The 13,308-nt window shown below is 72.4% G+C and carries 11 protein-coding genes; 2 read left to right on the top strand and 9 right to left on the bottom strand.

The genetic code is table 11. The features are described 5' to 3' along the window. Positions 1-2: 2 nt before the first annotated feature. Together ABFY20_RS08010 and ABFY20_RS08005 are read right to left on the bottom strand one after the other, a co-directional pair. A complete protein-coding gene (locus ABFY20_RS08010; RefSeq protein WP_368499407.1) occupies positions 3-1,073 on the bottom strand; it encodes a glycosyltransferase family 2 protein in 1,071 nt (356 codons plus the stop codon). A gap of 118 nt (positions 1,074-1,191) precedes the next feature. Next, a complete protein-coding gene (locus ABFY20_RS08005; RefSeq protein WP_368499406.1) occupies positions 1,192-2,970 on the bottom strand; it encodes a S1C family serine protease in 1,779 nt (592 codons plus the stop codon). A 197-nt stretch (positions 2,971-3,167) separates the two neighbouring features. Here ABFY20_RS08005 and ABFY20_RS08000 point away from each other — a divergent pair, with 197 nt between their 5' ends. After that, positions 3,168-4,373: an aminotransferase class I/II-fold pyridoxal phosphate-dependent enzyme gene (locus ABFY20_RS08000; RefSeq protein ID WP_368499405.1), complete on the top strand. Its 1,206-nt coding sequence runs from the start codon at positions 3,168-3,170 to the stop codon at positions 4,371-4,373. On the opposite strand, the gene ABFY20_RS07995 is transcribed toward ABFY20_RS08000, so the two are convergent. From ABFY20_RS07995 to ABFY20_RS07970, 6 genes are read right to left on the bottom strand one after another with little or no spacing between them, the layout of a single operon-like run. After that, the gene (locus ABFY20_RS07995) at positions 4,360-5,184 is read right to left on the bottom strand and encodes a carbon-nitrogen hydrolase family protein (protein WP_368499753.1); all 825 of its coding nucleotides are present in this window, start codon (positions 5,182-5,184) and stop codon (positions 4,360-4,362) included. The genes ABFY20_RS08000 and ABFY20_RS07995 overlap by 14 nt on opposite strands. A 26-nt stretch (positions 5,185-5,210) precedes the next feature. Next, positions 5,211-6,248: an alcohol dehydrogenase catalytic domain-containing protein gene (locus tag ABFY20_RS07990; RefSeq protein WP_368499404.1), complete on the bottom strand. Its 1,038-nt coding sequence runs from the start codon at positions 6,246-6,248 to the stop codon at positions 5,211-5,213. A gap of 9 nt (positions 6,249-6,257) precedes the next feature. After that, positions 6,258-7,463, bottom strand: coding sequence for a cytochrome P450 (locus tag ABFY20_RS07985; protein WP_368499403.1), 1,206 nt, complete (start codon positions 7,461-7,463; stop codon positions 6,258-6,260). Further along, complete coding sequence (locus tag ABFY20_RS07980) at positions 7,460-8,473, bottom strand: 3-oxoacyl-ACP synthase III family protein (protein ID WP_368499402.1); 1,014 nt, start codon at positions 8,471-8,473, stop codon at positions 7,460-7,462. Before ABFY20_RS07980 ends, ABFY20_RS07985 begins: the two co-directional genes overlap by 4 nt. Beyond that, positions 8,470-9,501, bottom strand: a complete 1,032-nt coding sequence (locus ABFY20_RS07975; protein WP_368499401.1) for an NAD-dependent epimerase/dehydratase family protein — start codon at positions 9,499-9,501, stop codon at positions 8,470-8,472. The genes ABFY20_RS07980 and ABFY20_RS07975 overlap by 4 nt, the downstream gene beginning before the upstream one ends. Then, complete coding sequence (locus ABFY20_RS07970) at positions 9,498-10,880, bottom strand: F390 synthetase-related protein (RefSeq protein ID WP_368499400.1); 1,383 nt, start codon at positions 10,878-10,880, stop codon at positions 9,498-9,500. The genes ABFY20_RS07975 and ABFY20_RS07970 overlap by 4 nt, the downstream gene beginning before the upstream one ends. Before the next feature lie 62 nt (positions 10,881-10,942). On the opposite strand from ABFY20_RS07970, the gene ABFY20_RS07965 reads away from it, so the two are divergent. Then, complete coding sequence (locus ABFY20_RS07965) at positions 10,943-11,650, top strand: GAP family protein (protein WP_368499399.1); 708 nt, start codon at positions 10,943-10,945, stop codon at positions 11,648-11,650. A 115-nt stretch (positions 11,651-11,765) separates the two neighbouring features. Here the strand turns inward: ABFY20_RS07965 and ABFY20_RS07960 are convergent, their stop codons facing one another. Next, positions 11,766-13,304: a family 14 glycosylhydrolase gene (locus ABFY20_RS07960; protein WP_368499398.1), complete on the bottom strand. Its 1,539-nt coding sequence runs from the start codon at positions 13,302-13,304 to the stop codon at positions 11,766-11,768. Positions 13,305-13,308: the final 4 nt, after the last annotated feature.

Here is a 13,308-nt window from a genome sequence, read left to right as displayed (position 1 = left end):
TGTCACCTTCCCGTGTGCGCGGCGATGTTCTTCGTCAGCTTGAGGAAGCCGAGGATGAAGCCGAGACCCCAGCTGAAGTGGATGCACGGCAGGACTACGAGAAACCATACCCCGGTTGGCGCACCCTCCTTCCGGGCCGCGCCCAGCGCCGCGACGGCGACGAAGAGCAGGTAGACGGCGGGAACGACGAAGCCGACGAGGAGCCAGGAGGCGGGCCCGCCGCCCGCCAGCGCGCTGACGAGCCCGACCACCCCGAGCACGAAGCCCAGCACGGCCGCAGTCACCATGACGGGCGGCACGAAGTAGCGCAGGGCGTTCGCCGAGAAGAATCGCCGGGCGAGCTCCCCGCGCCAGAGTCCGGTGGAGAAGAACTGCCGGGCGAGCCGCTCGAGCGACGGGCGGGGGCGGTAGACCACCACGAGCTTCGGGGTGAACCAGACCACGCCGCCGGCGGCCCGCAGACGGCGGTTGAGCTCCCAGTCCTGCCCGCGCCTGATGTCTTCGTTGAACAGCCCGACCCTGCTGAGCCAGGAACGGTCGAACACGCCGAGGTAGACCGTCTCGGCGGGCCCCTCCTCGCCGCCCAGGTGGTGGGCGCCGCCGCCGAGCCCGGCTTTGGAGCCGTAGGCGAGGGCGACCGCCGACTCGAACGGCGTGGTGCCCTCGGCCTTCATGATGCCGCCGACGTTGGCGGCCTTCGTGCGGAGGATGGTCTCGACCGCGGTGCGCGCGTAGTCGCGGGGCAGCAGGGAATGGGCGTCGACCCTGATGACGATCGGATGCTGCGACGCCTCGATGGCGACGTTCAACCCGCTCGGGGTGGAGCCCGTGGGGTTGTCGATCACCCGGATGCGGCGGTCGACCCGGGAGAGTCGCTCCACGAGCTCGGTCGTGCCGTCGATCGAGGGGCCGAGGGCGACGATGACGTCGAACGGGCCCCGGTAGTCCTGGTCGAGCAGGCTCGCGATCGCCGCCTCCACGTGGGTGACCTCGTTGAGCACCGGCATCACGTAGGAGACACCGGGAAGCACCTCACCGTGGGGCGCCTCGGTCTCGTCGCGGGGCTGGGTCATCGCATCCGTTCGCTCGTCGCCGCACGCCGACGAGGCCGGTGGGCCGACGCCGCCTGAGGGCGACGACGAGCCTACCAGCCTCGTCAGGAGTGGGGTCGGAGCGCCGGGCTCCCGCCGGTTACTGCGTGAGCTGCCCGAGGGTGACGTCGATGGTCTTCGAGTCGCCGCCGCGCAGGTAGGTGATCTTCGCGTCGGCTCCGGCGGCCTGGGTGCGCACCAGGGCGGTGAGGTCGATCGAGTCGGTGACCGGGAGGCCGTTGAACTCGGTGACCACGTCGCCCGCCTGGAGGCCCGCCTTCTCGGCGGCGCCACCCGAGGTGACCGACTGGATGATCGCTCCCGCGGTGGTGCTGCCCTCGGCCGAGGCGGCGTCGCCGACCGTCGCTCCGAGGAGGCCGTGGGTGGCGCTGCCGTTGTCGATGATCTCCTCGGTGATGCGCTTGACCAGGTTGACCGGGATGGAGAAGCCGACACCGATGTTGCCCGAGGCGCTGCTGCTGCTCGAGGAGCCCGCACTCGCGATGGCGACGTTGATGCCGATGAGCTTGCCCTCCGAATCGAGCAGGGCGCCACCGGAGTTGCCGGGGTTGATCGCGGCGTCGGTCTGGATGACCGAGAGCGAGATGGACTGCTGCTGCGACGGGGCCTGCTGACCCTGCTGGCCCTCCGAGCCGCCCTGGCCGGGGATGTCGAAGTTCCAGAAGTCGTAGGGGCCCTGCGACCCGTCGCCGTTCTGGTCGGGTGCGGGGTTCGTCTCGGTGTCGTTCGGAGCAGCGGACGAGGCCACCGTGATGCTGCGGTTGAGCGCGCTCACGATGCCGTTGGTAACCGTGCCGGAGAGCCCGAGCGGCGCGCCGATGGCGATGGCGACGTCACCCACGTTGAGCTTCGAGGAGTCGCCGAACTCGATCGGCGTGAGGCCTGAGGCGTCGGTGAGCTTGATGACGGCGAGGTCGGCGACCGGGTCGGTGCCGACGACGGTCGCCTTGTAGAGCTTGCCGTCGTTCGTCTGCACGTTGATGCTCGCGTCGGCGGTCTCGCCGTCGAGCGTGACCACGTGGGTGTTCGTGACGACGTAGCCGTCGGAGCTCAGGATGACGCCGGAACCCGTGCCCGCGGCCTGGTCGCTCGCCACCGAGATGGTGACCACGGAAGGAGAGGCCTTCGCCGCTACCGCGGTGATGAGGTTCGCGTCGCCGGGGTTGTTCACGGTGATGCTCGTGGGGCTCGAGGCGCTCGTGCTGGAGCCGCCGCCGTTCTGGTTCACGGCCCAGGCGGTGACACCGGCACCGGAGGCGCCGCCGATGAGGGCGCCGATGGCGAGGGCCGCCACGAGGGCGACGCCGCCGCGGCGCTGCTTCTTCGGCTTGCGCTGCTGGTTCGCCTGGTTGGTGTAGGCGCCCGACGCCGCGTAGTGGGCGGAGTTGAAGTTCGGGTCGGGAACCGCGCCGTAGCTCGCGCCGCCGGCGGGCGGGGTGCCGAAGGAGCCGTTGCCGTAAGAGGCGCCGGCCGTGGCGGGAGCGGCCTGGGCGTACCCGGGGTGGCGCACGGCCTGCTGCTGGCCGTAACCCGGGTGCGGGGCCGGCTGAGCGGGGGTGTGCGGGGCCTGGTAACCCTGCGGTGCCGCCGGGAAGCCCTGGGCGGGGTACGGCGTGGTGGGCTGCGCTGCCGGCACCTGGTTCTGCACGGGGGCGACGACCGGGGGAACCACGACGGTGGTGTTGTCGTTCGGAGCGGCCGGGGCTTCGGGGACTGCCGGGGCGTTGTGGCCGGCCGGGGCCTCGGAAGCCGCGGGAGCGATGGGGGCAGCCTGAGGGGCTGCAGAAGTCTCGGGGGCGGCGGCCTCGCCGGTGCTGTCGGCCGAGATGTGGTCGGGGTTCTCGGTGCTGTCTGACATGTGGTGCTCCTTCCAAGCACTCGCAAGCTTCCTCACCCAAGCTGAGGGAACTCTATGGACAGGCTGTGCGCCGACTGCCGTGTGGTTATGACGGAGCTAAGGAGTGCATCCGGGGCAGGTGACCGGCGTGCTCGGGCGAAGAGGAGAGGCTGTCGGGCAGCCGGTAGGTTGGAGGGCGACCCGAATCGGAGACACCCATGAGCATCAGCGGATCCTGGCAGCGTACGGCACGAGGTGCCGGCCTCCTCGGCGCCGACGGCCGTATCGCCTCGACGATCTTCGCCGAGATGAGCGGACTCGCCCAGCGCACCGGAGCCATCAACCTCGGCCAGGGCTTCCCCGACGAGGACGGACCGGCCGAAGTTCTCGAGATCGCCCGTCAGGCCATCGCCGACGGGGTGAATCAGTACCCGCCGGGCCCCGGCATCCCGGCCCTCCGGCACGCCGTCGCCGACCACCAGAAGCGCTTCTACGACCTCGACGTCGACGGCGACACCGAGGTGCTCGTCACCGCAGGAGCGACCGAGGCCTTGGCCGCCACCATCCTCGCCCTTGTCGACGAGGGCGACGAGGTGCTCACCCTGGAGCCCTTCTACGACGCCTACGGCGGGCTCATCGCCCTCGCGCGCGGCGTGCACACCACCGTGCCGCTCCGGCTGCCCGACTTCCAGCCCGACCACGACGACCTGAGAGCCGCGGTGACCGACCGCACCCGGGTCATCCTGATCAACAACCCGCACAACCCGACCGGTGCCGTGCTCCCCCGCGAGACCCTCGAGCTCGTGGTCGAGCTGGCCGAGGAGCACGACGCGGTGATCGTCACCGACGAGGTGTACGAGCACCTCACCTTCGGGGTGAAGCCGGTTCCGGTGGCGACGCTCCCCGGCGCGCGCGAACGCACCGTCACCATCTCGTCGGCGGGCAAGACCTTCAGCACCACGGGGTGGAAGATCGGGTGGATCGTCTCGACACCCGAGCTGGTGACGGCGATCACGGCGGTGAAGCAGTTCCTCACCTTCACCTCGGGTGCGCCCTTCCAGCCCGCCGTCGCCGCGGGGCTGGCACTTCCCGACTCCTTCTACGAGGGCATCGCCTCGACGCTGGAAGCCAAGCGCGACCTGCTCTCGGCGGGCCTCCGGGCGGCGGGGTTCGATGTCTCGACCCCGCAGGGCACCTACTTCGTTGTGGCCGACGCCGCGCCGCTCGGCTACCGCGACGGCGCGGCGCTCTGCCGGGAGCTCCCCGGCCTCGCCGGCGTCGTCGGGGTTCCGATCAGCGCCTTCTGCCACCCTGCGCTGGCCGAGGAGTACTCGAGCCTCGTGCGCTTCGCGTTCTGCAAGAAGACCGAGGTGCTCGAGCGCGCGGCAGGCCAGCTGGCGCAGCTGCAGCTCAGCGGGGCCTGACCTCAAACCGCCGCAGCGCGAGGGCGGGGTTCACCCGGCGCACCTCGTCGATGCGCCGCGGATCGACCCAGGCGACCGCCACGTCTTCGCGCTCGCCGAGCGAGGCGATCGTCACCCCCATCGGGTCGACGACGAGGCTCGACCCCACGCCGATCGGAGGGGTCTGATCGGCGGCGGCGACGTAGATCGTGTTCTCGAGAGCCCTGGCCACGACGAGCGAGCGCCAATGGTGCTCCTTCAGCGGGCCGCGCACCCACTCGGCGGGAACGGCGACGAGGTCGGCACCGGCATCGACGAGCCGCCGCGTCACCTCGGGGAAGCGGATGTCGTAGCAGGTCTGGAGCCCGATGGTCACGCCCTCGATCGAGAAGGTCTCGGGCTCGTCGAGGCGCCCTGCCTCCACCCAGTCGCTCTCCCGGCCACCGAACGCGTCGTAGAGGTGCAGCTTGCTGTAGCGGGCGACGAGCCCCTCGGTCGGCGACACGGCGACCAGCACGTTCGCGAAGCGCCCCGGGTCTGCGGCCGTGGCCACGAGACCGGCGATGAGGTGCACGTCGAGTTCGTTCGCGAGGGCTGCGAGCTCCGTGACGAACGGGCCGTCGAGCGGTTCGGCGTTCTGCACCAGCAGCTCACCCAGAGGGTCGACGAAGTAGGAGGAGTACTCCGGGAACACCACGAGCGAAGCACCGCGCGCCGCGGCTTCGCGGGCGAGCCGACGGATGGTGGCGAGGTTGGCCGCCTTGTCGTCGCCGGGCGCGAACTGCGCGACGGCGACGCCGAACCCGACGGCACCCTCGCCCGCGGGGTGCAGGCCCGCGCGGTGCTCCTCGGCCGCGCTCACGACACCCTCGCGAAGGCCTTGACGGCCCGCCGTTCGTCCATCGCCGCGTACCCTTCGGCGAGGTTCTCGAACGACACCTCGTAGTCGATCACCTGCCCGGGCGCGACGCGCCCCTCGAGCACTTCGGTGAGGAGCTGCGGCAGGTAGGCCCGGGCCGGGGCGAGGCCCCCGCCGAGCCCGACGTTGTTGCGGAAGGCGATGCCGAGCGGGAACTCCACGTCGTGCGGCATGCCCACGATGCCCACGCGGCTGCCCGGCCTCGCTAGGGCGAACGCGGTGGTGAACGACTCGGCCGTGCCCACGCACTCCAGCGTAGCGTCGACCCCCACACCGCCCGTGAGCTCCACGACCTCGGTCACCGCATCCGCTCCCCTGCTCTCGACGAGGTCGGTGGCGCCGAAGGCGGTGGCGATGGCCTGCCTGGCGGGGTTGCGGCTGAGCGCGACGATGCGGGAGGCGCCGAGGCGCGAGGCCGCGAGCACCCCGCTGAGGCCCACGGCACCGTCGCCCACGACCGCCACCACGTCTCCCGGGCGCACCCCGGCCGTGGTCGCGGCGTGGAACCCCGTGCAGTAGACGTCGGAGAGCGCGAGCAGGTGGGGCAGCAGCTCGACGGCGGGCTGACCGCCCGGCACCACCACGAGCGTGCCGTCGGCGAGCGGCACCCGCACGAATTGGCCCTGGCCGCCGTCGACGCCCCCCGAGGCGTAGAACCCGCCGTGCACGCACGAGCTCGTGATGCCGTTCACGCAGTGCACGCAGCTGCCGTCGCTGTACATGAAGGGCGACACGACGAAGTCGCCCACGGCGATGTGCCCGACGTCGGTGCCGACCTCCTCGACCACGCCGATGAACTCGTGGCCGATGCGCGAGCCCGGCGGGCGCTCCGACTCGCCCCGGTAGTACCAGAGGTCCGACCCGCAGACGCAGGTGGCGACGACTCGCACGATGGCATCGGTCGAGACCTCGATGACGGGGTCGGGGACGTCGCTCATGGTGACCGAGTAGGCGTCGTTGTAGAGGAGCGCGCGCATGATCAGACTCTACCGGCGTGCGAGCACCAGGGAGCGGTACCCCGGGATGAGGGTTCGCCGCTGGGCTCGCCGGTCGACGATCTCGAGCGGAGCCTCCTGCTCGGCCGCGAGCACCGCCTCGAGCACGAGCCCGATCTGGGCCATGGCGAGCGGTGCACCCAGGCAGAAGTGCGCCCCGGCGCCGAACCAGAGTTGCTTGAGCGAGGCAGCCGGGTTCGCCACGGGGTCGAAGGCCCCGGATGCGCGGTCGGCGAGGAAGGTCGCCAGCACCAGGCGGTCACCCGGCCGCACCCGCACGCCGGCGAGCTCCGCCTCGGCGACGACGCTGCGCAGCATCACCGGCGACGGCGTCGTCACCCGGAGCCCCTCCGCGACGGCGGCGTCGACGAGGGAGCGGTCGTGGGCGAGCCGCCCCAGCCATCCGGTGTCGGCGAGCACGGCGATCAGGCGGGGAAGGTACGACACCAGGGTCTCGGTGCCGGTGAGCACGAACGCCCCGACCGCCCCCATCGCCTCACTCTCCCCGAGGCCGAGTTCGCGCATCCGCCCCGGCACGGTGTCGGCACTTCCGTCGCGGTAGGCGCGACGGGCGTGCCGGGTGAGGTCGTCGAGCACCGCGCGGGCGGCGGTGGCCTGCTCCTCGGTGAACCGCGGACGCGACAGCCGCACCAGCCCCGTGACCCCCGAGACCCGCGCGAACAGCTCCTCGCCGAGCACCTCCTCGTCGAGACCGACCAGCCGGCTGATCACCCGCCCGGCGTACTCGCGCACCTCGGCCACGAGGTCGACCCGCTCCCCCGCGCGCAATCGCTCGGTGAGACGTTCCGCCGACGCACCGACGGTGTCCCGGGTGAGCTCGGCGACGTAGCCGGGGGCGAACAGGGGGGCGAGCCGTCGGCGCAGGGCGTGGTGGTCGGCGCCCTCCATGTTGAGCAGCACCGAGGGGCCGAGCACCGGGGTCCACAGGTCGGCGGGCGAGCCGGGCCCGGTCTTCGTGAAGCGCTCCTGGTCGAGCAGCACCGAGCGCAGCACCGCGGCGTCGGAGACGACGACGCCGATGCGCGGCACCCGCAGCACCGGGCGCCGCACCCGGCTGAGGAGCGGGTAGACGAGCGGATGCGCGGTGCGCTGCACCCGCTCCTCCCACCGCCGCTCCGGGGCGACGGCCCGCGCATCCGTTCGCGTCACCGCCTCGCCACGGCGCTCCCGCGTCACAGCCGCACCACCATCACGCCGAGCGAGATGCCGCCCGCGAGCCCCACCAGCGCCACGAGGCTGCCGGGGCCGACGAGGCCGCGCTCCCGGGCGAGCTGGAGCTGCAGGGGCAGGGTCACCGAGGCGAGGTTGCCGTGCTCGGCGACGGTGAGCAGCGAGCGGCCCGGATCGAGGCCGAGGGCCGCGACGATGGTCTCGTGGTACGCCGCCGCCACCTGATGCACCGCGACGAAGTCGAGCTCGTCGACGCGGTGGCCCACCTCGGCGAGCGCCTCCTCGACGAGCCCGACACCGAGTTCGGCGAAGGCGCGCTGCAGGGCCGCGCCGTCCATGTCGAAGTAGCTGCCGCCCTCGGCGTGGGGGTTCACCGACCCGCCGGTGGGGAGGGTGCCGACGGGCCAGTGCTCCGAGTGGGCGATGAACCTGCTGCCGAGGATCCCCTGCTCCGCCCCTGCCGGGGCCGCCTCGAGCAGCACCGCGGCTCCGGCATCGCTCATCGTGTAGCCCGCGAAGCTGCGGAGGAACTGCGCCTTGTCGTCGACGCGCCAGCGCACGGCGTGGGAGGGCTGCTCGCCGCTCGCGACGAGCACGCGCCGGTAGCGGCCGCCCGCGATGAGCGCCTCGGCGACCTCGAGCGCGTTGATGACGCTGTTGCAGGCGTTCTTGACGTCCATCACCGGGCAGTCGAGGCCGAGCTTCGCCGAGACGATGTGGCTGGTGGCGGGTTCGATGAGGTCTTGGCTGGCGGAGGCGAACAGCAGCAGGTCGATCGGCGCCGGCGACTCGGCGAGCGCCGTGCGGGCGGCGGCCACGGCGAGGTCGGAGGTCTGCCAGCCCTCGGGGCGCAGGTGCACCGCCTCGACACCGGTCAGCCGCGCGACGAGCCCGGCCGGGAGGGCCAGGTCGGGGTTCTCCTGCCGCAGCCGTGCCTCCGTCTCGCCCGCCGAGCGGCGCTCCTCCGGGAGGTAGGTGGCGACGGCGGCGAGGCGGGCGCGCATCCGTGCCGTCATCCCTGCTCGCCCTTCACGGAGGCGATGAAGCGCTCGATCCCCTCATCGAGCGTTACCGCGGGTTCGCCGAGCAGAGCGAGGCACGGGCTCACGTCGAAGGTCTTGCTGAAGGCTGACACGATGATCGAGTATCTCGTGATCGGGGGCTCCCCGCGACGCCGGAGCACCCGCCACGCCGCCTCCACCGCCGTCGCCGCCGCCAGGGCGACCCGCCGCGACACCGTGCGGGTGGGGGCCGGGAGCCCGGCACCGGTGAGGATCCGCGCGAGGGTCGCCTGCAGCGGCACCGGATGCGCGTTGGTGACCGCGATCGTGCGGCCGGGCACCCCGTCGGCGGTGAGCGACCGCACGAGGTACTCGACGAGGCTGTCGATGTAGACCAGGTCGCTTAGCACGGGGCGGGCCCGCGGCTCCCTGAAGCGCGGGAGCCTCCCGCGCTCGGCGAGGGCGGCGAGACGGGGGTAGAGCGTCGTGTCGCCCGGCCCAAACACCGCCCGCGGCCGCAGCACCACCCACTCGCCGCGGTAGCCGCGCACGACCTCCTCGGCCTCGGCCTTGGTGGCGGCGTAGCGGTTCACGAAGCGCGGGGGCAGCGGGGCGTCGTCGCGCAGCAGCAGCTGGTCGCGCGCCTGGTAGAGAACGGATGCGGTCGACACGAACACGAGGCGCGGTGCCCGGGCGAGGCCCTCGGCGTAGCGCACGACGGCACGGGTGGCGCCGACGTTCTCGGCGGTGAACTCGGCGGCGGTGCCCCAGGGTGCGCTGCGAGCCGCGGCGTGCACGACCACGTCGGGGGTGAACGGCGCGAGCGCGGCTAGCTGCTCCTCTGCGCCCGGTAGGGAGAGGTCGACCGAGTGGTAGAGCTCGTCGTCGAGGGCGCGCCGGCCGGTGCCCCGCACGTCGACGGCGGGGTCGTGGCGCAGGCGCTCGACGAGCGCTCCGCCGACGAAGCCCGACGCCCCCGTCACGAGCACGCGGATCGGGCCGGCCGCGGCGGCCTCGCCCGGCGGGGTGGTCTCGCGCGTCACGCGGCGGGCTCCCGCGCGATGCGCCGCAACTTCGTCGCCGGATCGCGCCCGGCCCAGGGTTCGACGACCAGCTGTGCCGCGCATCCGTGGCTCTCGAGCAGGCGCTCGATCGCCGCCACTACAGTGTCGACGGCGCCGGGGGCGGGGTCGAGCAGCGAGACGTGCAGGTCGAGCCCGCGCTGCCGGAGCGTCCAGTCGGCGAAGGGCTCGCCGCCCTGCGGCAGCCTCACCGAGGCGAAGGCCTGGCGCACGGTGTCGGGGAACAGCTCGACGACTCGGCGCCCGTCGGTGGCCGGCAGCTCGAGAACGGCGTCGGCGCGCCCCTCCACCTCGGCGACCACCGTCGACACCCGGCCGCAGGAGCAGCGTTCGGGGGCTGCCGGGTCGATGCGGAGCACGTCGTCGAGCCGATAGCGCAGCACCAGCTGGGTGCGGCGCTCGACGTCGCTCAGCACCGGAACGAACCGGGTTCGGGCCGCATCGAGCCACTCGCGCTCGACCAGCACCGACTCCTCGTTGAGGTGCAGCGCCCCCGCCGAGCAGGTGACCCCCAGCAGCCCCTCGGTGGCCTGGTACACCTGCCGCACCGGCCGGCCCCAGGCCGCCTCGATGCGGCGGGCGAGGTCGGGCTCGAGCACCTCGGCGACCGACACCACCTGCAGCGGCCTGAACTGCGAGGCACCGGCCAGGGCGTCGCGCGCCAGGGCGTCGAGCATCGATGCGGGGGCCACGAGCAGCTCGGGCGCCTCCCCCGCCGCCTCGGCGCGGGCGAGTTCGGCGCGGTGCACGTCGAGAGGCTCGGTGAGGTCGAAGAAGGTGAAGCGCACCCGCGAGCTCGACACCGACTCGTAGAGGTGCCCGCCCGCTCGCAAGAAGAAGGCGATGCGCAGCGGCGGCTCCCAGAACCGCGCGATGCGGCCCAGGGCGCCCGTGTCGAGCAGCCGGCCGAGCACGGTGCCTGCCCAGAGCATGCGCTCGCGGGGACTCACGAGGAACACGCCGCGCCGGCCGGAGGTGCCGCTCGAGAGCCCCACGGTGAGGTCGCCGGCCACGACCGGCGCGAAGTCGCGGCTGCGCTCGGCCTCGAGCGCGACGGCGAGCGCTTCGGCGAGTCGTACGCCCCGGATGTTCAGCTCATCGAAGTGGGCGAGCACCGTGTGCTTGTCGACCACAGGGAAGTCGGCGAGCCGGGTGGTGCCGGGAGCGACCCGCGACGCGTAGAACGGCGAGCGACCCGCGCGTCGCAGCAGGGCGGCGAGCAGGCGTGCCCGGCGGCGTTCGAACGCGGCGCGCGACCGGGAGCGGCGACCCCAGCGGGCGGTCACGAAGCGACCGAGCAGTGTCGCGGTGAGGAGGTGCTCGGAGAGGTGCCGCGTCACTCCTCCAGGATACGGGCCGCGTTCCGCCGACGAGGGAACCCGCCGCCTCGTAGACTGACGCCATGGCAGGGATCATCGGGCACATCCTGCCTCTCGCGCTCGGCGTGGCGCTCAGCTCGGTGCCGATCGTGGTGATGGTGCTCATCCTGCTGTCGCCCCGCGGCCGATGGTCGGGTCTGGCGTACCTCATCGGTGCCGTCGTCGGCCTCGCCGGGCTGACCGGGCTGTTCACGGCGGTCGCCTCGCTCATCCCGCCGGTGCCCGGGTCTGGTCACAGCCCGCTCATCGCGGTGATCGAGTGGGTGGTGGGAGCCGGCCTCATCGTGATGGCGGTGATCCGCCTCGTGCGCGCCCGGCGCAAGGCGCACTCGTCGGCCGACGGCCTCGCGCTGCTCGACGACGAGGTGCCCGCCACCACCCCGGCGTGGATGACGCGGCTCACCCGCCTCGGCCCGCTGCCCTCGCTCGGGGTGGGCTTCGTGCTCATGCTGCGACCGAAGAACCTGCTGCTCACCATCGCCGCGGGTGTCGCCATCGCGACCGGCAGCACCTCGTTCGCCGAGACGGTCGTGGCCATCGTGGTCTTCGTCGTGTTGGGCATCTCGACGCTCGCCGCCCCGATCATCGTCGCGCTCGCCGACCCCGCCCGCACGGCGAAGCCGCTCGAGGAGACGCGGGTGTGGATCACCCGCAACAGCGCGACCGTCACCACCATCGTGCTGCTCGTGCTCGGCACCGTCGTCATCGGCAGCGGCCTCACCCACTTCTGAGCGGCCCCTCCCCCTCGGGTGGCCCCCACCCCTCTCACTTCGAGTTGGTCGCACAAAGTGCTCTCAATTCGCAGAATGCGAGCACTTTGCGCGACCAACGCGAGGTCTGTCCCTCTCAGTGGAAGTCGCGCAGGAAGCGCTCGAACTCCACGCGGCCCGTCGAGGCGGGCGCACCCGTCACCTCGCCGATGCGAAGCACCGTGAGCCCCGAGTAGGCGGGCGTGATGCCCGAGAACGCGTCGCGGATGTGCGACCAGCCCACCGCGCTCGTCGTGCCCGCGGCCGCGAGGTTGTCGGCGAGGGCGTTCTCGCCCTTCAGGGTCACGCCGGCCTTGTTCGCGGCCGCCCCCACCCAGCGCACGAGCGATGCCGCATCGGAGTAGGCGTGGTCTCCCCCGTCCCACTCCCGACCGTCGGGCATCTCGAGTGCCGTGAAGTGCAGCACGACGGGGTGCGGGCCCGACGCGGTGGCGATGCCCCGCACGGCGGCGAGCAGGGGGTCGTAGCCGAAGTCGGTCGACGAGCCGTTGTAGTCCTGGTCGGTGTGGACGAGCCCGGCGGCCACTTCAGGAGCCCGGCGGAGGGGGCTCGTCGACATGGTCTGCCAGTGCACCCCGGGGATCTTGATGCCGAGCGGCACCGTGCCGAACCCGCCGTCGAAGGCCCTCGCCGCCTCGGCCATCACCTCGCTGCCGTGCCTCATGAGGCTCTCGTGGTACCAGCGGGTGAAGTCGCGGCCGTAGCGGATCGCATGGTACGACCCCGAGGTGATGAAGCGGTCGTGGTCGGTGGGGGGCGTGATGGCGGAGTAGCTCAGACCCGGGATGCCCCAGGCCGCACCGACACCGGCGACGGAGCCGTACCGGGCCACCGCCCAGTCGGCGAACGACCGCACCGCGGAGTCGGTGTAGCTCTGGAAGGTGCCCCGGTTCGGGTAGCCCGCCGGATTCCCCGCGACCTTCGAGTCGTGGATGTTGTACGAGGGGTAGCGCAGCTCGCCGGCCGGGCCGGTGCTCACCGAGATCTCCTGCACCCGCCCGGTGTAGTCGTGGCCGGGCGAGGTGAAGTGGTCTTCGAAGGCGTTCATGAAATCGCGCATGTCGGCCAGCGTGCGATCGGCGCCGACACCCCAGGGGGCGGGCGCCTCCTTGCTCACGTTGCCGTACTCGCTCACGTAGTAGTCGTCGACGGGTGCGCTCGAACAGCCGGCGATGCCGCAGATCTGGTACGGCTCCCACACCCAGGCGGGAACGGAGATGTCGCAGACGTCGCCGACGTTGCTCTTGCACTCGTGGAACGACATGAGGGGCACCAGGTCCAGCCCCGCATCCGTCACCGCGGCGAACAGCTTGTCGTAGTAGCCCCAGTCGAAGGAACCCCTGGCGGGCTCGGCCTTGCCCCACCAGACGTCGACGGCGACCGCGTCGACGCCCTGCCCGGCCGCCACCGACAGCGAGGAGGAGAACTGACGCCAGCGCGGGCCGTCGCTCGCCCAGTCGTCGATGAACAGCGGGGCCATGACGTTGACCGTGTGGGCCGGCCCAGGTGGGGCGGCGGTGGCCGCCGGGGCCAGAGCCGGGGCTGCGGCGAGGGAGGAGGAGAGGAGGACGGTGGCCGCGAGCGCGAAGCCGGTGCGGGTCAAGCGAGTAGACATCCCG

This window comes from Herbiconiux sp. A18JL235 (assembly GCF_040939305.1).
Lineage (GTDB): Bacteria > Actinomycetota > Actinomycetes > Actinomycetales > Microbacteriaceae > Herbiconiux.
This window is presented reverse-complemented; position numbering and strand designations above follow the sequence as displayed.